The following is a 25,652-nucleotide window of genomic DNA, read 5'->3' on the forward strand; positions in this document are numbered from 1 at the left end:
GCTCACCCGGAGCGCCGAAGGGGCAGGCGACGAAACGCTCAGCCGTGAGACCCGCACGATTGACGTAACCACGAGCCAGACCGGCACCGGAGACATACAGCTCACCGGCCACGCCGGCGGGTACGAGACGCAGGTTGTCGTCGACCACGTACGCGCGCTTGTTGCCGATGGGGCGGCCGATGGGCAGCTGCGTCCCGGTCAGGCCGTCGGTGGTGACGGTATGACAGGTGGTGAAGCCCATGCTTTCGACGGGTCCGTATCCGTTGCCCACGTGCAGGTCGGGGAAGAGCTGCAGGATCTTTGCCACGTGGGCGACCGATCCGGCTTCCCCGCCGGTGAAGGCGATGCGTACGCCGCGGAAGGCGTCGGGGTATTCGTCGACGAGGTGGTTGAAGAGACTCGCGGACAGCTGGAGCATGGTGACGCCGTGCTCGGCGACCAGGCGCTCGATGCCGATCGGCTCGGGACTTTGTCCGGGCTGGAGGACGCATGTCGCGCCGTGCAGCAGCGCACCGAACAACTCCAGTGCGAAGCCGTCCCAGGACACGGGCGAGCATTGCAGGAACACTTCGCCCGGGCCGAAGTCGGCGTAGTCCTGGCCGAGGTAGGTGCCCAGCAGGGCACGGTGCGAGGTGGCGACACCCTTGGGGCGTCCCGTCGAGCCGGACGTGAACATTACGCACGCCACATCATTCGCACGTACATCACACACATCACGTACATCACGCACACGGGCCATGACCGCGCTCGGCGCATCGGCCAGGGCGTCGACACACACCGCCGACACCCCCGGAGCGGATGCGGAGATCGCGTCGCTGAGTCCCGTACGCGTGACCACCGTGCGCACGCCGGCTTCGGCGAGGACACCTGCCACCCGTTCGGCCGGGAACTCCGGGTCCAGCAAGGTGTATCCGGCACCGGCCTTCAATACGGCCAGCAGGGCGACGACGGCCGCGGCGGGGCGTCCACGGCCGGGGGCAGCGGGCTGGCCGGGCTCGCGGAGCGGGTGTGGGAGCTGGAGGAGGACCCGGAGGCGGCCGCCCGGATGGTCGACGACGCGCACGGCGAGGTGAAGCTCGCCCTGCAGGAGCTCGGAGACCGTGAAGTACGCGATGCCCTCGATGGCCGGCGCGGGCCGGTCCGGCAGGTCCGCCTCGGCCTGCACCGGCAACGGCTCCCACGCCGGAGCCTCACCCGCACACCGGGCCCGGTGTGCGGGTGAGGCTCCGGCGTGGGAGCCGTTGCCGGTGCAGTACGCGGACTACACCCTCTGGCACCAGGAACTCCTGGGCGAGGTGCTCGACGATCAGCTCGCCTACTGGAGGGACGCGCTCTCCGGCGCCCCGCAGGAGCTCGACCTTCCGACCGACCGCCCACGGCCGGCAGTCGCCGGTCACCAGGGCGGCGTCGTCCACTTCGACTTGGACGCCGAGCTGCACGCGCAGTTGGACGATCTTGCCCGCAGGCACGGCGTGACCCTCTTCATCGTGCTGCAGGCAGGTCTTGCCGCACTTCTGTCCCGGCTCGGCGCCGGATCCGACATCCCCCTCGGCACGGTGGTCGCGGGACGCTCGGACGAGGCCCTGGACGACCTCGTCGGCTTCTTCGTCAACACACTCGTACTCCGCACGGACGTGTCCGGCGACCCTGCGTTCGGTGAGCTGCTGACACGGGTCCGGGAGACCGACCTCGCAGCCTTCGCCCACCAGGACGTGCCATTCGAGCGACTGGTCGAGGAGATCAACCCCGACCGGGCGGCGGCACGGCACCCGCTCTTCCAGACCATGCTGGTCATGGAGAACAACGCGGAAGGCCGGCTCGAGCTGCCCGGAGTGACGGCCGAGCCTCAATGGGTCGATGAGACCCGGGCCAAGTTCGACCTGAACTTCACTTTTACGGAGGAGCGGAGCAGCGCTGGCCACCCGATGGGCATCCGCGGAGAACTGCTCTTCGCGACGGAGCTCTTCGACCGTTCCTCGGCACAGTCGATGGCGGATCGCCTGGCGCGCCTGCTGACAAGAGCAGCCGCGGACCCCGCGGTTCCCATCAGCTCCTTCTCATTGCTGAACGCTGGTGAGCAGCGTCGCATCATGTCGGTGTGGAATGACACGGACCGGGTGGCGCCGGGAGTTCTGGGCCGGGCGCTCCACGAGGTGTTCGAAGAGCAGGCGAAGCGGGCACCGGACGCCACAGCTCTGATCTTCGAAGACCTACGTGTCACCTACGCCGAACTGAACGAGCGGGCTGACCGGCTCGTGCCGTGGCTGGTGGATGCAGGCGCGGTGGTGGGTGTCCGCCTGGAGCGCGGGGTGGACATGGTGGTCGCCCTGCTGGCCGTATTGAAGGCGGGTGGCGGATACACCCTGCTGGACCCGGAGTTCCCGGCCGAACGGGTGGCAGGCGTCCTCGCCGAAGCCGGCGTGCGCACGGTGCTCACACGCACCGGTCTCTCTGATGCGCTCACCCGCTTTGACGTGTCGGCGGTGTGTGTCGATGCACTGCCCGACAAGCCGAGCAACACCGTGGTCCGTGATGTGTGTGCGGATGATGTGGCGTGTGTGATGTTCACGTCGGGTTCGACGGGACGCCCCAAGGGTGTCGCCACCTCGCACCGTGCCCTGCTGGGCACCTACCTCGGCCAGGACTACGCCGACTTCGGCCCGGACGAAGTGTTCCTGCAATGCTCGCCCGTGTCCTGGGACGGCTTCGCACTGGAGTTGTTCGGTGCGCTGCTGCACGGCGCGACATGCGTCCTCCAGCCCGGACAAAGTCCCGAGCCGATCGGCATCGAGCGCCTGGTCGCCGAGCACGGCGTCACCATGCTCCAGCTGTCCGCGAGTCTCTTCAACCACCTCGTCGACGAATACCCCGACGCCTTCCGCGGCGTACGCATCGCCTTCACCGGCGGAGAAGCCGGATCGGTCGCCCACGTGGCAAAGATCCTGCAGCTCTTCCCCGACCTGCACGTGGGCAACGGATACGGACCCGTCGAAAGCATGGGCTTCACCACCTGCCACACCATCACCACCGACGACCTGACCGGGACGCAGCTGCCCATCGGCCGCCCTATCGGCAACAAGCGTGCTTACGTCGTGGACAGTGGTCTCCACCTGCTGCCGGCCGGCGTTGTGGGCGAGCTTTACGTCGCCGGCGCGGGACTGGCTCGTGGTTACGTCAATCGTGCGGGTCTCACGGCTGAGCGATTCGTAGCCTGCCCCTTCGGCGCTCCGGGTGAGCGCATGTACCGCACCGGAGACCTCGCCCGCTGGACCGCCGACGGTGTCCTCGAATACATCGGCCGCGCCGACAGCCAGGTCAAGATCCGCGGCTTCCGCATCGAACCCGGCGAAATCGCCGCCACCCTCACCGGCCACGAATCCGTCGTCCAGGCCGCCGTCACAGCACGAGAAGACCAGCCCGGCGACGTACGACTCGTCGCCTACGCCGTCCCCGCCGAGCAGCAGAATCCCGACCCGGCGGAACTACGCCGCTACATCGCCGCGCTGCTCCCCCGCCACATGGTCCCCGCCGCAATCGTCCTTCTCGACGCCCTGCCTCTCACCTCGAACGGCAAGCTCGACAGCCGTGCTCTTCCCGCACCCCAATACGCGGCATCGGCCGAAGGACGTCAGCCGCGAACCGAGCAGGAACAGACCCTGACCGGCCTGTTCACCGAAATCCTCGGCGTCCAGGACATCACCGTCGACGACAGCTTCTTCGACCTCGGTGGACACTCTCTCCTCGCCACACGCCTCATCAGCCGCATCCGCACCACACTGGGCACAGAGCTCGGCATCCGCGACCTCTTCGACGCTCCGACCGTCGCCGGCCTCGTACAGCGACTCGACGGCGCAGCCACCGCACGCACACCACTCCGCATCGCAGAACGCCCCGACACCCTGCCGCTCTCCTCGGCCCAGCACCGCCTCTGGTTCCTCGAACGGTTCGAGAAACAAGCCACCTACAACGCGCCCTTCGCCTACCGACTCCACGGCCAGGTCAACCTGCCGGCCCTGCAAGCGGCCATCAACGACGTCATCACCCGCCACGAAGCACTCCGCACCACCTTCCCCACCACCAACGGCCAACCCCGGCAGCACATCCTCGATATGGATGCCGCCTACGTGAACCTCGCCGTGGCGGAGTGCACAGAGGAACAGCTTGCAGAACGCATCTCGGAAACAGCGTTCACCCCGTTCGACCTGGAATCGGAGGTCCCCCTCCGAGCCACACTGCTCACCCTCAGCAACACAACCGAACCCGAACCCGAGCCTGAATCCGTACTCGTCCTCGCCCTCCACCACATCGCCAGCGACGGATGGTCCGAACGACCACTCCTCAACGACCTCACCACCGCATACCAAGCACGCTCCACAGGAAACCCCCCAGACTGGCAGCCACTGCCGGTCCAGTACGCCGACTACACCCTCTGGCAGCGGGAACTCCTGGACGAGGTTCTGGACGATCAGCTCGCCTACTGGGCGGAGGAGCTCTCCGGTGCGCCTCAGGAACTGGCACTCCCGACCGACCGCCCGCGCCCTGCCGTAGCCGGCCATGAAGGCGGGCTGGTGGAGTTCGCGCTCGACGCCGACCTGCACACCCGCCTGGACGACCTGGCCCGCCGCCACGGCGCCACCCTCTTCATGGTCCTGCAGGCCGCCCTGGCCACCCTCCTCTCCCGTATGGGCGCGGGCAGCGACATCCCCCTCGGCACCGTCGTCGCCGGCCGGTCGGACGAGGCCCTGGACGACCTCGTCGGCTTCTTCGTCAACACCCTCGTCCTCCGCACGGACACATCCGGCAACCCCGCCTTCACCGAACTCCTCGCACGCGTCCGCGACACCGACCTCGGCGCCTTCGCCCACCAGGACATCCCCTTCGAGCGACTGGTCGAGGAGATCAACCCCGACCGGACCAGCTCGCGCCACCCGCTCTTCCAGACCATGCTCGTCCTCCAGAACAACACCGAAGGCGAGCTGGATCTCCCCGGGCTCACCGTGGAAGCCGAGCCCTTCGGATCGGTCCCCTCGAAATTCGACCTCGACTTCACTTTCGTGGAAGACCGCAACAGTTCCGGGATCCCCATCGGCATCAGGGGAACGGTGCTGTTTGCCACGAGCCTGTTCGACCGGGCGACCGCACAGCTGATGGCGGATCGGCTGCAGCTGGCCCTCGAAGCCGCGACGGCGGATCCGGACTCCCCCATCGGATCGCTGCAGCTCTTCGAGTCGGTGGAGGCGGAACGGGCCTGCCTGGCACGAGCCGAGCAGACACGGTCCGCACTCGCGGTTGCCGAGGCCGAGGACGAGGCGAAGGCTGAGCGGTCCGAGCGGCCGGGTGCCCGTGGCCCGCGCTCGGCACAGGAGGAAATCCTCTGCGGTCTCTTCGCCGAGGTACTCGACACCCCCGTCGTCGGCACGGACGACAACTTCTTCGCCCTCGGCGGACACTCCCTCCTCGCCACACGCCTCATCAGCCGCATCCGCACCGTCCTCGGCGCAGAACTCGGCATCCGCGACCTCTTCCGCAACCCCACCGTCTCCGGAGTCGCCCAGCGGCTCCGCACAGCAACAGACGACACCCGCACAGCGCTCACGGCACGAGTACGTCCCGAGGTACTGCCACTGTCGTCCGCCCAGCACCGCCTGTGGTTCCTCGAACGCTTCGAAAAGCAAGCCACCTACAACGCACCCTTCGCCTACCGACTCCACGGCCATATCGACGTGCAGGCCCTCCAAGCCGCAGTAACGGATGTCGTCACCCGCCACGAAGCACTCCGCACGACCTTCCCCACAGTCGAGGGCGAACCGCAGCAGCTGGTCTTGGACACCGAGAACTTGCACGTGGACTTCACAGTGCTGGAGTGCACGGAGGAGCAGCTCGCGGAGCGGATTGCGGAGGCGGCATTCGCGGCGTTCGATCTGACGACGGCGATACCGATTCGAATCGCGCTGCTCCGCCTCAGTGAGAGCGAGTCCATGCTCGTCCTCACGCTGCACCACATTGCGAGCGACGGCTGGTCCGAGCGGTCACTGTTCGAGGACTTGGCCACGGCGTACCGGGCCCGGTGCGCAGGTGAGGCTCCGGCCTGGGAACCGTTGCCGGTGCAGTACGCCGATTACACCCTCTGGCACGAGGAACTCCTGGGCGAGGTGCTGGACGACCAGCTCGCCTACTGGCGGCGGACCGTGTCAGGTATGCCCCAGGAGCTGGACATCCCTACGGACCGCCCCCGGCCTCCTGTGGCGAGCCACGAGGGCGGTCTGGTGGAGTTCGAGCTCGATGCCGGCCTGCACGCCCGCCTGGAGAGCCTGGCCCGCCGGCATGGCGTGACCCTCTTCATGGTGCTGCAGGCAGGCCTCGCCGCACTCCTGTCCCGGCTCGGAGCTGGCACCGACATCCCCCTCGGCACCGTCGTCGCCGGACGGTCGGACGAGGCCCTGGACGACCTCGTCGGATTCTTCGTCAACACACTCGTCCTCCGCACGGACGTATCCGGTGATCCGGCCTTCACCGAACTCCTCACGCGCATTCGCGACACCGACCTCGCCGCCTTCACCCACCAGGACATCCCCTTCGAACGCCTCGTCGAGGAAATCAATCCGGAGCGGTCAGCGGCCAGGCACCCGCTCTTCCAGGTCATGCTCGTGCTCCAGAACAACGCCGAAGGAAGCATTGAGCTGGACGGCCTGACCGTGGAGTCGGAGTCGGTCGGTTCGATTCCGGCGAAGTTCGACCTGAACTTCGCCTTCGTGGAGCAGCAGGATGCTGCCGGCCTTCCGTCCGGAATCCGGGGGGAGCTGTTGTTCGCGACGGATCTCTTCGACCAGTCGTCGGCGCAGGCGATGGCCGATCGGCTCGTTCGTCTGCTGACCGGTGCTGCCACTGACCCCGAGGCGACCGTGGGATCGGCCGAGCTGCTCGGCGCCGACGAGCGGAACACGATCGTGTCGGTGTGGAATGACACGGACCGGGTGGCGCCGGGAGTGCTGGACCGGACGCTCCACGAGGTGTTCGAGGAACAGGCACGGCACGCTCCCGACGCCGTTGCGCTGGTCTTCGGAGACGAGCGCGTGACGTACGCGGAGCTGAACGAGCGGGCCGACCGGCTCGTACCCTGGCTCGTGGATGCGGGCGCGGTCATCGGCATCCACCTTGAGCGCGGGGTGGACATGGTGGCGGCACTCCTGGCCACCCTCAAGGCCGGGTCCGGATACACCTTGCTGGACCCGGAATTCCCCGCCGAACGTGTGGCGAGTGTCCTCTCCGAGGCCGACGTGCCGTTGGTGATCACCCGCATCGGACTCCATGAGGCGGTCTCTGCTCTCGGTACCGCGACCGTGTGCGTCGATGCGCTGACCGAACGCCCCGGCACGGCCCGGATCCGTGATGTGTGTGCGGATGATGTGGCGTGTGTGATGTTCACGTCGGGTTCGACGGGACGCCCCAAGGGTGTCGCCACCTCGCACGGTGCCCTGCTGGGCACCTACCTCGGCCAGGACTACGCCGACTTCGGCCCGGACGAAGTGTTCCTGCAATGCTCGCCCGTGTCCTGGGACGGCTTCGCACTGGAGTTGTTCGGTGCGCTGCTGCACGGCGCGACGTGCGTCCTCCAGCCCGGACAAAGTCCCGAGCCGATCGGCATCGAGCGCCTGGTCGCCGAGCATGGCGTCACCATGCTCCAGCTGTCCGCGAGTCTCTTCAACCACCTCGTCGACGAATACCCCGACGCCTTCCGCGGCGTACGCATCGCCTTCACCGGCGGAGAAGCCGGATCGGTCGCCCACGTGGCAAAGATCCTGCAGCTCTTCCCCGACCTGCACGTGGGCAACGGATACGGACCCGTCGAAAGCATGGGCTTCACCACCTGCCACACCATCACCACCGACGACCTCGCAGCAAGCCGACTCCCCATCGGCCGCCCCGTGGGCAACAAGCGCGCCTATGTCCTGGACAGCAGACTGCATCCGGTCCCGGCAGGCGTCGTAGGCGAGGTCTATGTCGCCGGCGCGGGACTGGCGCGAGGGTACGTGAGCCGTCCGGGTCTGACGGCTGAGCGATTCGTAGCCTGCCCCTTCGGCGCTCCGGGTGAGCGCATGTACCGCACCGGAGACCTCGCCCGCTGGACCACCGACGGAACACTCGAATACATCGGCCGCGCGGACGACCAGATCAAGATCCGCGGCTTCCGCATCGAACCCGGTGAAATCGCCGCCGCCCTCACCGGCCACGAAGCCGTCGTCCAGGCTGCCGTCATCGCCCGTGAGGACCGGCCCGGCGACGTACGACTCGTCGCCTACGCCGTCCCCGCCGGGCACCACACACCCGGCCCCGAAGAACTTCGGCGCTACACAGCCGCCCTGCTCCCCCGCCACATGGTTCCCAGCGCAGTCGTCCTCCTCGACGCACTGCCCCTCACCTCGAACGGCAAACTCGACCGCCACGCCCTCCCCGCACCCGAGGTCCGAGGTGAGGTGGGTGGTCGCGGGCCGCGTTCCGTAAGGGAGGAGATCCTGTGCGGGATCTTCGCGGAGGTTCTGTCGATCCCGGCCGTCGGTGTCGATGACGACTTCTTCGTCCTGGGTGGGCACTCGCTGCTGGCCACGCGCCTCATCAGCCGCATCCGCACCACGCTCGGCGCAGAACTCGGCATCCGCGACCTCTTCGACGCTCCGACCGTCGCCGGCCTCGTACAGCGACTCGACGGCGCAGCCACCGCACGCACAGCACTCCGCCCCACAGAACGCCCCGACACACTGCCGCTCTCCTCCGCCCAGCACCGCCTGTGGTTCCTCGAACGCTTCGAGAAGCAAGCCACCTACAACGCACCCTTCGCCTACCGACTCCACGGCCATATCGACCTGCCGGCCCTGCAAGCAGCCATCAACGACGTCATCACCCGACACGAAGCACTCCGCACCACATTCCCCACCACCAACGGCCAACCCCGGCAACACGTGCTGTCTCCCCAGGAGGCACATCTGGACCTCACCGTGGCGGAGTGCACAGAGGAACAGCTCGCAGAACGCATCTCGGAAACAGCGTTCACCCAGTTCGACCTGGAGACGGAGATCCCCCTCCGAGCCACACTGCTCACCCTCAGCAACACAACCGAACCCGAACCCGAACCCGAATCCGTACTCGTCCTCGCCCTCCACCACATCGCCAGCGACGGCTGGTCCGAACGCCCACTCCTCAACGACCTCACCACCGCATACCAAGCACGCTCCACAGGAAACCCCCCAGACTGGCAGCCACTGCCTGTCCAATACGCCGACTACACCCTCTGGCAGCGGGACCTGCTCACCGAAATCGTCGACGACCAGCTCGCCTACTGGACGAAGACACTCTCCGGCGCACCCCAGGAACTGGCACTCCCGACCGACCGCCCACGCCCTGCCGCACCCAGTCACGAAGGCGGGCTGGTGGAGTTCGCGCTCGATGCCGACCTTCACACCCGTCTGGACGACCTGGCCCGCAGGCAAGGCGTGACCCTCTTCATGGTGCTGCAAGCCGGTCTCGCCGCACTCCTGACCCGCCTCGGGGCCGGCACCGACATCCCCCTCGGCACGGTCGTCGCCGGACGCACCGACGAAGCACTCGACGACCTCGTCGGCTTCTTCGTCAACACCCTCGTCCTCCGCACGGACACATCCGGCAACCCCGCCTTCACCGAACTCCTCGCACGCGTCCGCGACACCGACCTCGGCGCCTTCGCCCACCAGGACATCCCCTTCGAACGCCTCGTAGAAGCGATCAACCCCGACCGGGCCGGCTCACGCCACCCGCTCTTCCAGACCATGCTCGTCCTCCAGAACAACACCGAAGGAACCATCGGCCTTGATGGCCTGACCCTGGAAGCCGAGCCGTTCGGCGTGGGCGCGCCCAAGTTCGACCTCGACTTCACCTTCTCCGAGGGGCGCGACTCTGCCGGGGCTCCGACGGGTATCAGCGGTTCGGTGGCTTTCGCCGCGGACCTGTTCGACCGGGCGACCGCCCGGTCGATGGCGGACCGGCTGCGGCTGATCCTCGAAGGCGCGGCGGCGGATCCGGACTCTCCCATCGGCGCCGTCGAGCTGCTCGGTGCCGGCGAGCGGGACCGTATCGTCACCGGCTGGAACGACACCGCTCGCGCCCTGCCGGACGCCCGGCTGCTGCCCGAGGTGTTCGAGGGCCATGCCCGGCGGGCGCCGGGGGCAACCGCCTTGGTGGCCGACGGTACGGCCGTCACCTTCGTGGAGCTGAACGCGCGGGCGAACCGGCTGGCCCGTTTGTTGCTTGGCACGGGGGTGGGCCCCGGTGACCCTGTGGCGGTGCTGCTGCCGCGCTCGGCCGAGCTCGTCGTGGCACTGCTGGCCGTCATGAAGGCCGGTGCCTGCTACGTCCCGGTCGATCCGGAGTACCCGGCCGACCGCATCGGGCTGATGCTGGCCGATGCCGTGCCGTCCGTCCTGCTCACCGACGTCCGCGGGGCCGAGAGGCTGACACCGGTTCCCGGGGAGCCGACCGTGGTGCTGCGGCTGGACCACCCCTCCGTCCGCGGCGCCGTATCCCGGCAGCCGGACGGCAACCTCGCGCCGGGCGAGCGCGCCGCGCCGCTGCGCCCCGGCGACCCTGCGTACATCGTCTACACGTCGGGGTCGACGGGCCGCCCGAAGGGCGTACTGGTCGAGCACCGGGCCCTGACCAACCTCTTCCACCAGCACGTCGGTGCTGTGTACGCGGATGCGCCGGCCGTTCCGGGCGGGCGTCCCCTCCGGGCCGCGCTGACGGGGGCGACGACCTTCGACGCCGCGTGGAGCCCGCTGCTGTGGATGGTGGCCGGTCATGAGCTGCACCTCGTGGACGACGAGACGCGCCGTTCGCCCGAGGCTCTGGTCGCGTACGCCGCGGCGGCGGGCATCGATTACATGGAGATGACGCCGACGTACTGCCGACAGCTGCTGGAGCTGGGGCTGCTCGCGGACGACCGGCCTTCCCGCCCATCCTTCCTGGAGATCGGCGGCGAGGCAGTGGACGAGGCGCTGTGGTCGGAGCTCGGCCGGGCGTCGGGCACGGTCACGTACAACACCTACGGCCCCACCGAGTGCACGGTCTACACCACGTACGCACGGGTGGGCGGGCACGAGCGCCCGGTCATCGGCCGGCCGCTCGGCAACCACCGGGCCTATGTGCTGGATGCGGGGCTGGGCGTGGTGCCTGCCGGTGTGGTCGGCGAGCTGTACATCGCGGGCGCGGGTCTTGCCCGCGGCTACGTGAACCGTCCGGGTCTGACGGCGGAGCGTTTCGTCGCCTGCCCCTTCGGTGCCCCGGGCGAGCGCATGTACCGCACCGGAGACCTCGCCCGCTGGACCACCGACGGTGTCCTGGAATACATAGGCCGCGCCGACGACCAGATCAAGATCCGCGGCTTCCGCATCGAACCCGGCGAAATCGCCGCCGCCCTCACCGGCCACCAAGCCGTCGTCCAGGCCGCCGTCATCGCCCGTGAGGACCGACCCGGCGACGTACGACTCGTCGCCTACGCCGTCCCCGGGCAGGACACTGCGCCCGCGGTCGGAGCGGCTGATCTGCACCGGTACCTGTCCGGGCTGCTGCCGCGGCACATGGTTCCCGGCGCGGTCGTCGTCCTGGACGCGTTGCCCATGACCCCGCACGGGAAGCTCGATCACCGCGCGCTGCCGGCGCCGGAGGCCGGGGGCGAGCCGGGCGGGCGCGGTCCGCGGACCGTCGAGGAGCGGGTGCTGTGCGAGGTGTTCGCCGAGGTCCTGTCGATCCCGGCCGTCGGTATCGATGACGACTTCTTCCTCCTGGGCGGGCACTCCCTCAAGGCTGCCCAGCTGGTCAGCCGGGCCCGTACGGCGCTCGGCGCGGAGATCGGCATCCGTGACCTGTTCGACGCGCCGACCGTCGCGGGCCTGGCCGAACGGCTGGCCGCCGGGGGCGCCGTCGGGAGTGCTCACGACCCGCTCTCCGTGCTGCTGCCCCTGCGCAAGGGGACGAACGGCGGGGACGACGGGGGCACGGCATCCGCGCCGCTCTTCTGCATCCATCCCGCGGCCGGCATCAGCTGGGTCTACTCCGGGCTGCTGCGTCACCTGGATCGGAGCCGGGCCGTCTACGGCCTCCAGGCCCGTGGTCTCACCGACGAGGCTGCGGCGCCCCGGAGCATCGAGGAGATGGCGGAGGACTACCTGGCCTCGATCCGGTCCGTGCAGCCGCACGGCCCGTACGCGCTGCTCGGCTGGTCCTTCGGGGGCATCGTGGCGCACGAGCTGGCCGTCCGCCTCCAGGAGGAGGGCGAGGAGGTGTCGGCCCTCGTCCTGATGGACAGCTACCCGAACGGTCCCGCCGGCGCTCCCGGCGCTCTCGGTGCTCCCAGCACTCCCGCCGCCCCCGCCGCTACGGGCCCGGACCTTCCGGGCCTGCAGGACCCCCGGGACCCCGCCGCCGTCCGGGCGGTCTTCGAGTCGCTGGGCCACGATCCGGACGCGGCCGCGGAGCCCGGCAGCCCGCTCGCGCTGCTGGGCGCAGGGAAGCTGGAGGCGGTGACGCGCGTCTTCACGGAGAACGCGGCGATGCAGGACGCCTTCACGCCCCGCACGTTCCGGGGGGACGTCCTCCTGATCGAGGCCACCGAGGGGAAGCCGGAGGGGGCGCTGCGGCCCGACGCGTGGGCGGCACACGTGACAGGGAGGGTGCACGTACACCAAGTGGCGGGGCTCCACGGTGAGCTGACCCGGCCCGTTCACCTGGCCGGCATCGGCCCGGTCGTCGCCGCCTGGTGCGGCGGGGAAGGGCAGGCGTAGCGAGGCGGGCGGCGGTGCCGTCGGCCGGCCGGCCCGTCCGGTCAGCCGGCCGACGGCCCGGGGCGGTATCCCGGGTCACCGTCGAAGTGGTACCCCGGGTCACCGTCGAGGCGGAGTCCCGGGTTACGGTCGAAGCGGATTCCCGGGGCCGGGGCCGGGTCCGGGGCCGGGGCCGGGCGGTGGCCCGCTTCGTCTCCGGCGGTGTCGAGCCCCAGTTCGTACTGGAGACCGGCCGCCTTGACGAAGTGTTCCGCCGCCGCCCCGTCCCCGACCGCGCGCAGGGCCCTGCCGAGCACCCGGTGGCTGCGCGCCATGAGCAGGTTCTCCTGTGCCAGGAGGGATGCGGAGAGAGCCTGGGACGCCTCCTCCAGCGCGGCGGCGGTGTCCCCCGTGGCCAGCAGGGTCTCGGCCAGCCGGTAGCGGCACTCCGCCTCGGTTCGGATCCGGCCGCTGACCCGTATCCGCTCGAGGACGTCACCGTACAGCCGCGCCGCGTGCGCGTACCGCCCCTCCTGGGAGTAGCTCTCGGCCTCCGCCAGGCGTACGGCGAACAGCGACTCGTGGTCGCCGCTCCCGGTGAACTCGGCTGCGAGGGCGCGGCATTCGTCCCTGATACGGGTGAGGGCCCTGCGGCGGCGGGGGTCGCGCACCTCGATGCGCAGCAGGACCGTGCGCCTCCGCTGCACGAGTCCGTGGTCGCCCGTCGTCTCGGCCAGGGACACCGCTCGCAGGCCGTAGCGGCGGGCGGACTCGAAGTGGCCGCACTGCAGGTGCAGGTCGGACAGCATCGACAGGGCGAACAGGACGCACAGGAAGCGCCGGACGCCGTCGGTGAGGGTGGGCGAGTCTCCGAGGTGGTCGAGCACCCGGGTCAGGTAGTGCTCGGCGCGGGCGGACGAGGCCCGGTTGCGGTGGAGCACCCCGGCCGCGTAGTAGGCCGTGCCGGTCACGTCCTCGCCGCACCAGCGTTCGGCTGCGGGTACGAGCTCCGTGGCCGCGCGTACCGCCACTGCCAGGGGCAGCGTCTCCTCGAAGGCGGGGAGCAGGGCGAGGATGTCCACGCCGTGGGCGATGGCGTCCGGGGAGCCGGTGGTCGCGGCCTGTTCGGCCAGTGCGGCGAGTGTCGGCACCTCGCGGCGCACCCACTCGACGGCTTCGGCCCGGACGCTCAGGTCGGCGCCCCGGGAGCGTCGTGGATGGGCTTCGCGCGTCAGCGGGCCGCCCAGCGGGTGGGTGGCCCGCACGGCGTTGACGATGCAGGCCGCGGCGTGGTCGACCGCCCGGAGGACGGCGTCGAGGCGCTCGTCATCGGTCAGTTCGGCGTGCGCCTTGGAGCGGGCGTAGACGCCGACCAGGTCGTGGTAGCGGAAGCGGCCGGGAGCCGGCGACTCCAGCAGTGCGGCGTCCACGAGGGACTCCAGGACCGTCTCGGCGTCCAGCTCCGGCAGGCACAGGACCGCTGCCGCGGACGAGACGCCCCAGTCGAGGCTGTGCGGCAGGGAGAGCATCAGGAACGCCCGGGTCTGCTCCGGATTGAGCTGGGCGAACGACACTTCGAAGGCCGCCTCGACGGACAGGTCCTCCACGCGGAGCTCGCGCAGCAGCCGGACCTCGTCCGAGAGCCGGGAGACCATTTCCTCGACCGTCCAGGACGGCCGGGCCGCCAGCCGGGCCGCCGTGACCCTCAGCGCGAGCGGCAGGTGGCCGCACGCACGCGCCAGGGCCGAGGCCGACTGCGGTTCGCGCTCCATCCGGTCCTGCCCGGCGAGCCGGCTCAGCAGGGCGAAGGCATCCGCGCCGCTGAGCCCTTCGAGGGGGAGCCGGAGCGTGGCGGGTACGGAGGCGAGGGTGCGCGCCGTGACGAGAACGGCGCTGTGCGGCGCACCGGGCAGCAGGAGCCGGACCTGTTCGGCGCCGGCCGCGTTGTCCAGGACGATCAGCATCGACCGGTCGAAGGCGAGGGTGCGGAAGAGGGCTGCCCGGTCGTCGACCCGCAGGGGGATGCGGCCGGGCGGGACGGACAGCGCGCTCAGGAAGCGTTCCAGGACGTCCGCCGGATCGGTCGGCGCGCCGTCCGCTCCGCGCAGCTCGGCGTACAACTGGCCGTCGGGGAAGTGCGATGCCACGGCGTGCGCGGCCCGCAGGGCCAGCGAGGTCTTGCCGACCCCTCCCATTCCGGTGACGACGGCCACGGCGTGGTCGTCGCCTTCGGTGAGCGCCCCGGTCAGCCGGGCGTTCTCATCGGCGCGTCCGACGAAGTCGGCGGGCGGCGGCGGGAGCTGGCGGGGGACGGTGTCGCCGGCCCCTCGGCCGGCGCCGGGTGCCGGGTCGGGCCTGCGGGTGCCGACCGGTGCCGGGGCGGGGACCTCCAGGAGCACGGGATCCCCGGCCAGCACCGCCGCATGGAGCTCCTTGAGCTCCGATCCCGTGTCGATGCCCAGTTCCCCGGCGAAGACCGTCCGGGCCCGGTCGTACGCGGCGAGGGCCTCGGCGCTGCGGCCGGACCGGTACAGGGCCAGCATCAGCGTGATGTACAGCCGTTCCCGGTAGGGGTGGATCTCCAGGGCGGCGAGGACGCCGGGGATCGCGGCCATGTGCCGCCCGCACTGGAGCATGAGTTCCAGATGGCATTCGGTGGCCGTCGCCCGCTGTTCCTCCAGGGCGCGTCGCTGGGCGTCGGCGTAGGGGCCCGGCACGCCGGCGAGCGTCGAGCCCTGCCACAGGCCCAGCGCCTCCTCCAGCATGGTCACGGCCGTCTCGGGCGCTCCTCCCGCGATGGCCGGCCGGGCCTGCTCCACCAGTTCGCAGAACCTCAGGGCGTCGACGGCCTCGCTCGGGATGCGTAACCGGTAGCCGCCGGCGACCGATTCGATGACCGACTCCGCACGGGCTGCCTCCGCCCGGACGGCCCGGGCCGCGCCGGGCCTGCCGGTGGCCGCGCTGCCGGTGGCCGCGCTGCCGGTGGCCGCGCTGCCGGAGGCGGCGGACGGCTCGGCGGCGTCGATCCGCGACCGCAGGCGGTGGACGTAGTTGACGATCACGCGGCGTGCGGTAACGGGCGGTTCGTCGTCGTAAAGGTCGTCGACCAGCTGGTCGGCGGAGACGAGGTGTCCGGCCCGCAGCGCCAGGGCGGCGAACACGGCCTGCGGCCCCGGCGCTCCCGGGGAGACGGCCGAGCCCCCGGCAGGAACCCATCGCACCGGACCGAGCACCTGCACACGGGCCCCAAGCGCAACTGCCACCACAGGACACCCCTCAATAGCCCATCACGCATAAGCCGTTGAACGGCTCCTTTTCCCCATATGACCACGTTGAATCTGTAGAAGCCATGCTTCTCGGCGCCGCGATCCGGAGATGCGACTGCTTTCGGCCACCGCAGCGGGGGCGCCTCCTCAGGCGGAGGCTGGGGCGGGCAGGCCCCGCAGGCGTGCGATGCCCTGGTCCAGGGCGGCTTCCAGGTGGTCCATGCCGCCCGTCGTCAGGAGGATCATCACGCCGCCCTGGACTCCGGCGAGGAGGGCCGCGGCCTCGCGGTCTGCGTCCAGTTCGGGGGTCACCTCGCCGATGTCCTGCATGTGGCGGATGCCTGCGGCGAGTTGGTCCTGCCACCGCTGCAGGAGCTCGCGGGCCACGGTCCGCGCTGCGTCCGTGGCCGTTCCCAGCTGGGATACGGCCGCGTGCAGCGGGCAGTTCTCGCCTTGCTCGCGGTAGCGGGCGACGACCTTGTCCCGCCACTGCCACCACGCGGCCCAGCTGGTCAGAGAGCCCAGCTCCGGCTGCTGGTCGTCGATGACCCGGGCCGCCTCGTACCGGGCCACGGCCAGCAGCAGTTCGTCCTTCCCGCCGGGGAAGTAGTGGAACAACTGGCTCTTACTGGTCGCCGTGCGATCCATGACGTCCTCGAGCCGCAGGGAGAATACGCCCTGATTCCGGATCTCCTCGGCGGCTCCCTCGACGATGCGCTGCTTGGTCGCGGCGCCCTTACGGGTCAACGACACATGTCCTCCTTGTGTGTGAAGCGCGTCCGGTTGGATGCGCCATGGCTGCTCAGGGCAGGAGGAGAACCCCCTCAGGGGCATGCGGCAGGGAGGCCGGGTGCCACGGTCACCCCGTGGACGTGACGGCGGTCCTCCTGCGGGCGCGGTACGCGGCGGCCTTGATCTTGTTGCCGCAGGACTCCATGCCGCACCACTGGCGCCGTCGCCCGCGCGAGCGGTCGATGTAGACGCGGGTGCACTCGGGGTTGCCGCACTCCTTGAGCAGGGGTACGTCCGGGCCGCTCAGCAGTTCCACCGCGTGCCGGGCGATGGTGGACAGCGCTTCTCGCTGCGTCGCCGCCGTCCAGCGGCCGGAGTGGGTCAGCTGCGGTGCCGCGGGAGGCCTGCGGGCCGCGTCGTTGACCGCGGCCAGCGCCTCGTCGTCGAAGTCCGCGCCAAGGCGCCGCGCCGTGATCAGCTGGTAGACGGCCTCCCGCACGGTCGTCGCCCGCCCCACGTCGGCCTGCCGGGCGGGCGAGACGGAGTCGGCGATGCCGGACTCCACGTACCACGCGTCCAAGCGTTCCGGCGCCGCGAACATCTCGAATCGCGCCGTGCGGCGTGCCCGCAGCGTGGCCGCGAAGTCCAGGGCCGGATTGCCGCACACGAAGACGTGATCCAAGTTCACGTCGCCATCTTGACGGGTGGCTATGGCGCTCGCAAGGTTCGTCAGCCGTTACGGCGGGGCCTCCCTCCGTGGCGTTCAGCCGGAGCTCGCGGCCCGGCCGGCGCCGCCGCAGCCGGCGGTCGTGGCCGGCCAGGACGATCGCGCCGGGCCCCGTACCCAGCGCGGACTCCAACTCGAGGCGCGGGACGCCTGCCGGGCGTGTTCGAGGTGGCGGGCGTAGGCGTCGAGCGGTTCCGCGTGGCCTGGGGCATCCTTGGGGTACCTCGGGCGTGGGCGCGGGCGGCACGTCAGCGGCTCAGGAGTGCGGTGCCCCTGTCTCCGTCAGTTCGCCGTCGGCGACCCGCAGCCACCGGTCGACGCCGATCCGTTCGAGGAAGCGCTCGTCGTGGCTGACCACCACGAACGCGCCGCGGTAGCACTGCAGGGCGCTCTCCAGCTGGCCCGCGCTGACCAGGTCGAGGTTGTTCGTCGGCTCGTCCAACAGCAGGAGCTGCGGGGCTGGTTCGGCGCACAGGACGCAAGCGAGCGTGGCGCGCAGGCGTTCGCCGCCGGAGAGTACGCGCACGGGCAGGTGTGCTCGGGGGCCGCGGAAGAGGAAGCGCGCGAGCAGGTTCATCCGCTCCGCCTCAGGCCGGTGCGGGGCGAACTCCGCGAAGTTCTCGGCCACGGTGCGGTCGGGGTCGAGCAGATCCAGGCGCTGCGACAGGGAGGCGATCCGCCCCTCGGCACGCTTGATGTTCCCGCCGTCCAGAGCGAGGTCACCGGCGATCAGCCGCAGCAGCGTGGTCTTGCCCGCGCCGTTGGGGCCGGTGAGCGCGATGCGTTCGGGGCCGCGGATCGTCAGGTGGGCGCCGTCCCCCGCGAACAGGTTCCGCTCGCCGCGGCGGATCTGCATCCGCTCGCCCAGGATGACGGTGCGTCCGGCGGGGACGTCGGTGTCGGGCAGTTCCAGGACGAGCCGCTGCTCGTCCCGCAGAGCGCGTCCCGCGTCGTCGAGCCGGGCCTGTGCCTCGTTCAGGCGGGTGGCGTGCATCTGGCCCGCCCGGCCGGCGGATTCCTGGGCGCCGCGCTTCATGTTCCCGGCGAAGATGCGCGGCAGGCCCGCGTTCTTGAGGTTGCGGGCGGCGTTGCTCGCGCGGCGCTCGGCGCGTTCCCGGGCCTGCTGCATCTCGCGCTTCTCCCGCTTCAGCTCCTGTTCGGCGTTGCGTACGTTCTTCTCCGCGACGTCCTGCTCGGCCCGTACGGCCTGCTCGTATTGGGTGAAGTTTCCTCCGTACAGGCGCAGTTCACCGCGGTCGAGTTCGGCGATGCGCTCCATGCGGTCCAGCAGGGCCCGGTCGTGGCTCACGACCAGCAGACTGCCGCTCCAGTCCGAGAGCACGTCGTAGAGCTTGTGCCGGGCTTCGAGGTCGAGGTTGTTGGTCGGTTCGTCCAGCAGCAGTACGTCGGGGCGCTTGAGCAGCTGCGCCGCCAGGCCGAGGCTGACGATCTGGCCGCCGCTGAGCGTGCCCAGGGTCCGGTCGAGGGCGAGATGGGCGAGGCCGAGCCGGTCGAGCTGGGCTCGGGTGCGCTCCTCGATGTCCCAGTCGTCGCCGATGGCCGTGAAGTGCTCCTCGCTCACATCGCCGGACTCGACGGCGTCGATGGCGCGGATCACCGCGTCGACACCCAGGACCTCGGCCACCGTCGGCTCACCGGTCAAGGGGAGGTTCTGCGGGAGGTAGCCGATCGTGCCGTTCACGGTCAACGACCCTGTTGCGGGGCGCAGTTCACCGGCGATCAGCTTCAGCAAGGTGCTTTTGCCGGAGCCGTTGGGTGCCACGAGACCCGTACGGCCGGCGCCGACGGTGAAGGACAGGCCCTGGAAGACAGGGGTGTCGTCGGGCCAGGAGAAGGCGAGCTGGGAGCAGATGACGGAAGCGTCGGACATGGGGATGACCTCGTGAGGAGAAGAGGGCAGGCCGCTCCGCGAGGAAACCGCTGTGCGGAAATCCTTCACGCGAAAGGTACTGCCCCTGAGACAGGGAAAGAGGGGAAGACGAGATGACCACGACGGCGGCACTGCCAAGGGTGCGCCTGCCGGTGGTCGATCAGATCCGGGTATCACCCGGAGATGTCGTCGTCACCCGCCATGTCTGAACTCCTCTACGAAGGATCACTGCCGCGGCCACCGTATCAGGCGCCGTGCGGCCGCCCGCAAGCGCTTTAGAGCACCAGGTCCCACGCCAGGCAGGACAGCAGATTCCCCGCCCCTTCGGGGCTACCGGTGCCTCGCGCCGCGCCCCTCGGCGAAGCCTCCTTCGTCTCGACCATGTCCTCGTAGGCGATCCGCTCCGGCAGCGCGCCGAACCGCGCGTGGCGCATCGCCGAGCCGCTGTCCTGTGTGTTGTGGTCTTCCATCGTCAGCCTCATCAGAGTCGGTCAGCGTCGATGACGGCCCGGGCGAACGCCCCGGGTGCTTCCTGCGGCACATTGTGGCCGATACCCTTCAAGGCGCGGTGGTCGTACGCGCCCGCGAATCTGTCCCGGTACGCGTCCCCGTCGCCCGGAACCGTGAACGGGTCGCGCTCGGCGTCGAGCGTCACCGTCGGCACGGCGATGACCGGCCGGGCGGCGAGCCGCTCCTCGTACGGCCCGTAACGCCGTTCCCCCTCGGCGAGGCTCAGCCGCCAGCGGTAGTTGTGGATGACGATGGCGGCGTAGTCCGGGTTCTCGAAGGCGGCGGCCGTGCGCTCGAAGGTGGCGTCGTCGAAGTTCCATGTCGGGGACACGGTGTCCCAGACCAGCCGCGTCAGGTCGTGCCGCTTGGCCTTGTCCTCCATGGCGATCCGGCCCCGCTCCGTGGAGAAGTAGTACTGGTACCACCAGGCGTGCTCGGTCACCGGCGCCAGCGGCTGGAGGTTCGCTTCGAGGTTGATGACGAGGTAACCGCCCACCGACACCAGGGCCTTGCAGCGCTCGGGCCACAGCGCCGCGATGACATCGGCGGTCCGCGCTCCCCAGTCGAATCCGGCGAGCACCGCCTTCTCCAGCCCCAGCGCGTCCATCAGGGCGATGGTGTCGAGGGCGAGGGCCGACTGCTGCCCGTTTCTGAAGGTCCGTGGCGAGACGAAGCGCGTCGTGCCGTGGCCGCGCAGATACGGAACGATCACTCGGTAGCCCTCCGCCGCCAGCAGGGGCGCGACATCGACGAAGCTGTGGATGTCGTACGGCCAGCCGTGCAGGCAGATGACCGGCGTCCCGTGAGCCGGCCCGACTTCGGCGTAGCCGATCTCCAGCAGACCGGCCCTGACCTTCTTGAGCGGGGGGAACGCGGTACGGCCACGGGGACCGGCCGCGGGTGCGGCGGCCGTACCGGCCAGCTGCCCTGTGGCGGCCGAGGCATGCGCCGGCCCCGTCGGTCCCACCAGTGTCGTGGCAACCGCACCACCGGCACCCAAGCCGAGAGCCCTGCCGAACGTACGCCTGTCGATCATGCGAAGCCCTCCGCGCGTCTCGAAGTGCCGGCCTGCGAGCGATCCGCGCCTCGCAGGAGATCCACGCGCACGGGGGTCCCGGCGACCGCCGTGGGCGTGCCAGACGACTGTGGCACAGCATGCGTCACCGGTCAAACAGGTGATGGGCGCCAAGTCCTCGCACTCCAGGGGAGTTTGACCATCAAAGTCGTCCGAAAATGATGCGACTTCCTCTTGCGCTCCCCCGCGGCAGGGTCGCACGCTACCGGGGCAGAAAGAACGATCGTTCTTCCTTGAAGACTCCCGGAACGGAGCCCGATGATGATCGACCGCCGCACCCCGATCCGTAACGGAGGCGCAGCCGCCGCCGGCACCCTCGGCGTGACCGCCCTCACCCCGGCGGTCACGGCCGCAGCGTCCGGCCCCATGGGGCCGCGGACCCCACGGACCCGACCTCCGGAGTCACCCAGACCCTGCTCCAGCGCCACCCCTCCCTCGCTGAGGGCTGGGAAACCGTCCAGACCCTGGTGGAGATCCCCAGGGGCAAGGAGCCCGGCCGGCATAGCGGAGGACTACGGGGCGGGGTACTTCGGGCCACTGTGGATGGCCCACGTCCGTGACAAGAACCCATCCGCCCAGCGACACTGACGGATGGTGCCTTACACGCCGTCCGCCCGCCGGGCCGCGTGGCCAAGCCCTCGCGCGCAGGTGCTGCAGACCCCACCGCGTGCCGAGGGGAGGCGCAGCATTGTCTCCTCGGAGGGATTTCCGCAGACGAGGCAGCGTTCGCGCCGCCCCCTCGAGGGCGGGAGGACTAGCCGTTCGGTTCCGGTCGCAGGCAGAGCCAGCGGGCTGCCCGTGACCGGGGCTCCGCCGCACATCAGGCAGACTCCCGGCGCCAATCTCGGTTCCTCCGGCCGACGCGGCCGAGGCAACGGGGCCAGCAGCGGTTCCATGACCGCGGAGCCGCTCCTCATACTCAACGGGCCGCTCCCCAAGCGGCCACGGCGGTTGAGTACCAGATCCTTGCCAGTGAACTCGGTGAGGACACTTGCTGTCCGCTCGGCGGGCCAGGGCAGCCCACCCTCCGAGGCACGCCTGTTCTTCTTCGCCACGTGACCGTAACCGAGGTCTTCCATGGAGACCACACGACCAAGCCGTTCCGTGAACAGCACGGCAAGCACCCGGGGCATGGGATCCCGTGGTGTCTCACCCTTGTCGATCCAGCGGCCTACTCTGGAGACATCGGTCGCCACATGGGGGTGACCCATGACGGTTGCCTGCCGGTTCGCCATACTCGCGAGCTCCGACCTGGTCCAATTCGTGAGCGCGAAGAGGTCGGCGAGGCGGAGGTTCGGGCTGCGTCGCGCCGACGGACCGGCGGACTCGGCCCACTCCTCGTTATCCGGCGAGGGGGCGTCGTCCGCAGGCAGGCCGGCTTCCTCCTGCCACGCTTCCTCCCACAGCTCGTAGATCTCGTCGGCCAGTTGCTCCACGTCCGCATGCCGGATGCGGCGGGTCAACGTCGCGGCCACGGACGCCACCTGGTCCCGTTGGTGCACGGCTGCACCGGCCAGGACCCCGTGGACCACGGCACGCGAGTACCGCTCCGCCTCCGGGGTCTCTCTGACGATCTGCGCGATGGACGGTGCTCCCGCCTTGAGGTGCAGTTCGTGCAACCGGGTCTTGAGCCGACGGCGTGAGCCTGGCGGGAGGTCCGGCATGCGTAACCGACCCGAACGCCCCATGCCTCTCCTCCTGATGTTCGGAACCGTTCGCGCCCATCCCGGATCATTCCACTTCGTTCGCCGTCGTGCCCGGGAGTTTGGGAAGTGGCCTTCGGCGTTCCCCGGCGTCCGGCAGCACGGTGGGAGGGTTCACGGTGGCCGCATGCCCCGACCTCTCTGCGACGCCCTCGATTTCCTCCTGCACGACGTCTTCGGCGGCTATCTCGCGGCCCTGCTCAGCTCGACGACCATCGCCGCAGCCCGCGCCCTCTCCTCAGCCCGGCGCCGCCAACGGAGCAGGGGTGGCGGCATGGAAGATGATGCGGATGCCCCGTCGTAGTACGAGGCTCGCCAGCGGCAAGGGCAGCCCCGGCCTACGCCCGTACGGGTGTCCCCAGTTGCTCGGCCAGGAGGTGCGCGATTTCCATGGAGTGCTGGGCCAGGAAGAAGTGCCCGCCGGGGAAGGCCTTCAGCAGGAAGGCGCCGTCGGTGTGTCCGGACCAGGCTGCGGCCTCTTCCGTGGTCACCTTCGGGTCGTCGTCGCCGACCAGGCAGGTCACGGGGCTGCGCAGGGGTGGGCCAGGTTCCCAGGTGTACGTTTCGGCGGCGCGGTAGTCGGCGGCCCGGTTGGCCGGGAGGATCATGCGCAGTACCTCCTCGTCGCCCGGCAGCCGGTGGACGCGCTCTCTGCGGTGCGCGGACGGGGCGGGGCGCCCGGAGACGAAGAGGGCTGCGGGCGCGGTGTCCTCCGCCCGTTCCAGGCGCCGGGCGATCTCGAAGGCGAGGGAGGCGCCCATGCCGTGGCCGAACAGGGCGAGCGGGCGGTCGGTCCAGGGGAGCAGGGCGCCGAAGACCTTGTCGGCGAGAACCGGTACGGAGTCGACGAGCGGTTCGGTGCGGCGGTCCTGGCGGCCGGGGTACTGCACGCACAGCACTTCGACGCTGTCGGGCATGGCCCGGGACAGGGGGAGGTAGAAGCCGGCGGAGCCGCCCGCGTGGGGCAGGCACACCAGCCGGACGCGACTGTCGGGACGCGGGTGGAACCTGCGGATCCACAGGCCGTCGGCCGTGGTGGGCGGGGTGTGCACGGGGGTGTTCCTTTCCGGGGTGGGGAAGGGAGCAGCGGAGTTCCGAGCATCCGCCCGCGTTCTCCTGCCGGGCCGCCCCGAGGAGGGCCGGCCGGGGCCGGTCCTCCTCGGGGTTCCTGCGGCCCGCGGTTCAGGACGTGGTGATGTCCTGCTTGATGATGCGCTCGACGTTGCGCTCCGCCAGCGCCGTGATGGTGACGAAGGGGTTGACGCCGATGCTGCCGGGGATGAGCGAGCCGTCCGTCACGTAGAGGTTCTTGTAACCGGCGACCCGGCCGTAGTTGTCGGTGGCCTTGCCCAGCACGCAGCCGCCGAGCGGGTGGTAGCAGAAGTCGTCGGCGAAGGCCTTGAGCTGCTTGCCGAAGAGGTCGTACCGGTACATCGTGGTGTTGGCCTTGTTGATGCGGTCGAACAGCGACTTCGCGGCGGCGACCGCGGGCGCGTTCTGCTCCCGGGTCCAGCGCAGGTCCGCCCGGTCCTTGGCCGCGTCGTAGACGAAGGTGCCGCGCTGGGGGTTCTTGGTGATGGCCAGGTAGAGGCTGACCCAGGTCTCCACGCCCGCCGGCATGGGCGCGATCTCGGCGAAGACGGGGGCGTCGGGGTTGTCCCAGTCGTCGATGCCCAGGGCGGGAATCGACGACTGCTTGGTGCCCGTGGGGTTCCACATGTGGTTGGCGCGGGCGGTCATGATGTTGCCGTTGGGGCCCCAGCCCGCGCCGACCTCGGAGCTGAGGTTCGGCAGGGTGCCGGTCTCCCGGGCCCGCAGCAGCAGTTCGGTCGAGCCGAGGCTGCCGGCGCCGAGGAAGAGGTGGCGGCAGGAGATCTCCTTGGTCGCCAGCAGCTTGCCGTCGGCGTCCTTCTGCTCCACGGTCAGCAGGTACGTGCCGTCCTTCTGCTGACGGATCGTCTTGACCTGGTGCAGGGTCTCGATGGTGACCTTGCCGGTGCCCAGGGCGGCGGCCAGGTAGCTCTTGTCGAGGGAGACCTTGCCGTGGTTGTTGCCGTAGATGACCTCGGCGGCCAGCCCGGACTTGGGCACGGTGCCGTCGGCCTCGCGCCGCATGTAGTCCCAGTCGTAGACGTTGGGCACGAAGGTGGTGCCCAGGCCGGCCTTCGCGGCCTGCTCGCGGGAGACGCGGGCGAACTTGTACCACTCGGTCTGCTCGAACCAGCTCTTGTCGATGTTGCCCACGCGGAGGGTGGAGTTGGCGCGCGGGAAGTACCGGTCGTACATCTCGGCGGCGTCGACCTGGGGCAGCACCTCCTCGAAGTACGAGCGCCGGGGCGTGACCGCCATGCCGCCGTTGACGAGCGAGCCGCCGCCGACGCCGCGTCCCACGTACACGGACATCTGGTCGAAGTTCACCCGGTCCAGGACGCCCGCGTAGGGGTCGATGTCCCGGTTGGCGAGGTCCAGCCACAGGAAGGAGCCCAGCGGGGCCTCCGTGCGGGTCTTGAACCAGCTGGAGCGCTTGTCGGGCTTGAGCATCCCGCTGAAGATGTTGCCGTCCGGGCCGGGCTGGTTCCACAGCTGGCCCATTTCCAGCATCAGCGTGGGGACCCCTGCCTCGCCGAGGCGCAGCGCGGAGACGGCTGCGCCGTAGCCGGTGCCGACCACGACGGCGGGGACGAACGTCCCGCTCCCGCCGCCGGTCCGGGCGGCGGCGGCCGCGCGGGGGGCGGCGGTGATCGTGGTCTGGCCGGCGAGTGCGGCGGCGCCCAAGGCCGCCAGGCCGAGCATGCGGCGGCGCGACAGGGGCTGGTGTGCTACCACGCTGTTTCTCCTGAGCTTTCGGGGAGAGGAAAGGCGAATGCGAGGGCGAGCGGGACGGCACGGCCGTGGGGATGTACCGGTGCGGTCCGGTGCCGGCGGCCGTTCACGCTTCTCGTCCGGGTGACCGGAGACGT

General features: G+C 70.2%; 11 protein-coding genes and 1 pseudogene. 2 read left to right on the plus strand and 10 right to left on the minus strand.

The window, feature by feature from the left end; genetic code table 11:
- A partial coding sequence (locus AS857_RS36545; protein WP_476718239.1) for an AMP-binding protein occupies positions 1 to 1,165 on the minus strand: 1,165 nt, incomplete at its 3' end.
- Positions 1,166 to 1,247: 82 nt separating this feature from the next.
- Between AS857_RS36545 and AS857_RS36550 the strand changes: the two are divergent.
- Positions 1,248 to 12,809, plus strand: a pseudogene (locus AS857_RS36550) (amino acid adenylation domain-containing protein); the annotation flags it as partial.
- Between the two features lie 41 nt (positions 12,810 to 12,850).
- Here the strand turns inward: AS857_RS36550 and AS857_RS36555 are convergent.
- The 7 genes from AS857_RS36555 to AS857_RS42500 all read right to left on the minus strand — a co-directional run bounded on the left by AS857_RS36555 (position 12,851) and on the right by AS857_RS42500 (position 22,464).
- Positions 12,851 to 16,009 carry an AfsR/SARP family transcriptional regulator gene (locus AS857_RS36555; RefSeq protein WP_245700797.1) on the minus strand — a complete coding sequence of 1,053 codons (3,159 nt, stop codon included), beginning with the start codon at positions 16,007 to 16,009 and terminating at the stop codon, positions 12,851 to 12,853.
- 192 nt (positions 16,010 to 16,201) lie between these two features.
- Positions 16,202 to 16,807, minus strand: coding sequence for a TetR/AcrR family transcriptional regulator (locus AS857_RS36560; protein WP_058047801.1), 606 nt, complete (start codon positions 16,805 to 16,807; stop codon positions 16,202 to 16,204).
- 106 nt (positions 16,808 to 16,913) lie between these two features.
- On the minus strand, positions 16,914 to 17,474 hold the full coding sequence (locus AS857_RS36565) for a CGNR zinc finger domain-containing protein (RefSeq protein ID WP_058047802.1): 561 nt from the start codon (positions 17,472 to 17,474) through the stop codon (positions 16,914 to 16,916).
- 295 nt (positions 17,475 to 17,769) lie between these two features.
- A complete protein-coding gene (gene abc-f / locus AS857_RS36570; RefSeq protein WP_058047803.1) occupies positions 17,770 to 19,404 on the minus strand; it encodes a ribosomal protection-like ABC-F family protein in 1,635 nt (544 codons plus the stop codon).
- Between the two features lie 275 nt (positions 19,405 to 19,679).
- A complete protein-coding gene (locus AS857_RS36575; protein ID WP_058047817.1) occupies positions 19,680 to 19,874 on the minus strand; it encodes a hypothetical protein in 195 nt (64 codons plus the stop codon).
- 11 nt (positions 19,875 to 19,885) lie between these two features.
- Positions 19,886 to 20,950 carry an alpha/beta fold hydrolase gene (locus AS857_RS36580; RefSeq protein ID WP_058047804.1) on the minus strand — a complete coding sequence of 355 codons (1,065 nt, stop codon included), beginning with the start codon at positions 20,948 to 20,950 and terminating at the stop codon, positions 19,886 to 19,888.
- Between the two features lie 638 nt (positions 20,951 to 21,588).
- Positions 21,589 to 22,464, minus strand: coding sequence for a hypothetical protein (locus AS857_RS42500; RefSeq protein WP_144440935.1), 876 nt, complete (start codon positions 22,462 to 22,464; stop codon positions 21,589 to 21,591).
- Between the two features lie 355 nt (positions 22,465 to 22,819).
- Here AS857_RS42500 and AS857_RS40215 point away from each other — a divergent pair, with 355 nt between their 5' ends.
- Positions 22,820 to 22,996 (plus strand): hypothetical protein, encoded by a 177-nt coding sequence (locus AS857_RS40215; RefSeq protein ID WP_160330294.1) that lies wholly within the window; start codon positions 22,820 to 22,822, stop codon positions 22,994 to 22,996.
- Positions 22,997 to 23,030: 34 nt separating this feature from the next.
- On the opposite strand, the gene AS857_RS36590 is transcribed toward AS857_RS40215, so the two are convergent.
- On the minus strand, positions 23,031 to 23,744 hold the full coding sequence (locus AS857_RS36590) for a thioesterase II family protein (protein ID WP_058047806.1): 714 nt from the start codon (positions 23,742 to 23,744) through the stop codon (positions 23,031 to 23,033).
- Positions 23,745 to 23,874: 130 nt separating this feature from the next.
- Positions 23,875 to 25,485, minus strand: coding sequence for a GMC oxidoreductase (locus tag AS857_RS36595; RefSeq protein ID WP_058047818.1), 1,611 nt, complete (start codon positions 25,483 to 25,485; stop codon positions 23,875 to 23,877).
- Positions 25,486 to 25,652: the final 167 nt, after the last annotated feature.

The sequence above is a fragment of the Streptomyces roseifaciens genome, assembly GCF_001445655.1.
GTDB lineage: Bacteria > Actinomycetota > Actinomycetes > Streptomycetales > Streptomycetaceae > Streptomyces > Streptomyces aureoversilis.

Bases quoted from the DNA above. Each gene is read 5' to 3' on its own strand.
- abc-f (WP_058047803.1), bottom strand. From the start codon at position 19,404: ATGTCCGACGCTTCCGTCATCTGCTCCCAGCTCGCCTTCTCCTGGCCC.
- AS857_RS36575 (WP_058047817.1), bottom strand. From the start codon at position 19,874: ATGGAAGACCACAACACACAGGACAGCGGCTCGGCGATGCGCCACGCG.
- AS857_RS36580 (WP_058047804.1), bottom strand. From the start codon at position 20,950: ATGATCGACAGGCGTACGTTCGGCAGGGCTCTCGGCTTGGGTGCCGGT.
- AS857_RS40215 (WP_160330294.1), top strand. From the start codon at position 22,820: ATGCCCCGACCTCTCTGCGACGCCCTCGATTTCCTCCTGCACGACGTC.
- AS857_RS36595 (WP_058047818.1), bottom strand. From the start codon at position 25,485: ATGCTCGGCCTGGCGGCCTTGGGCGCCGCCGCACTCGCCGGCCAGACC.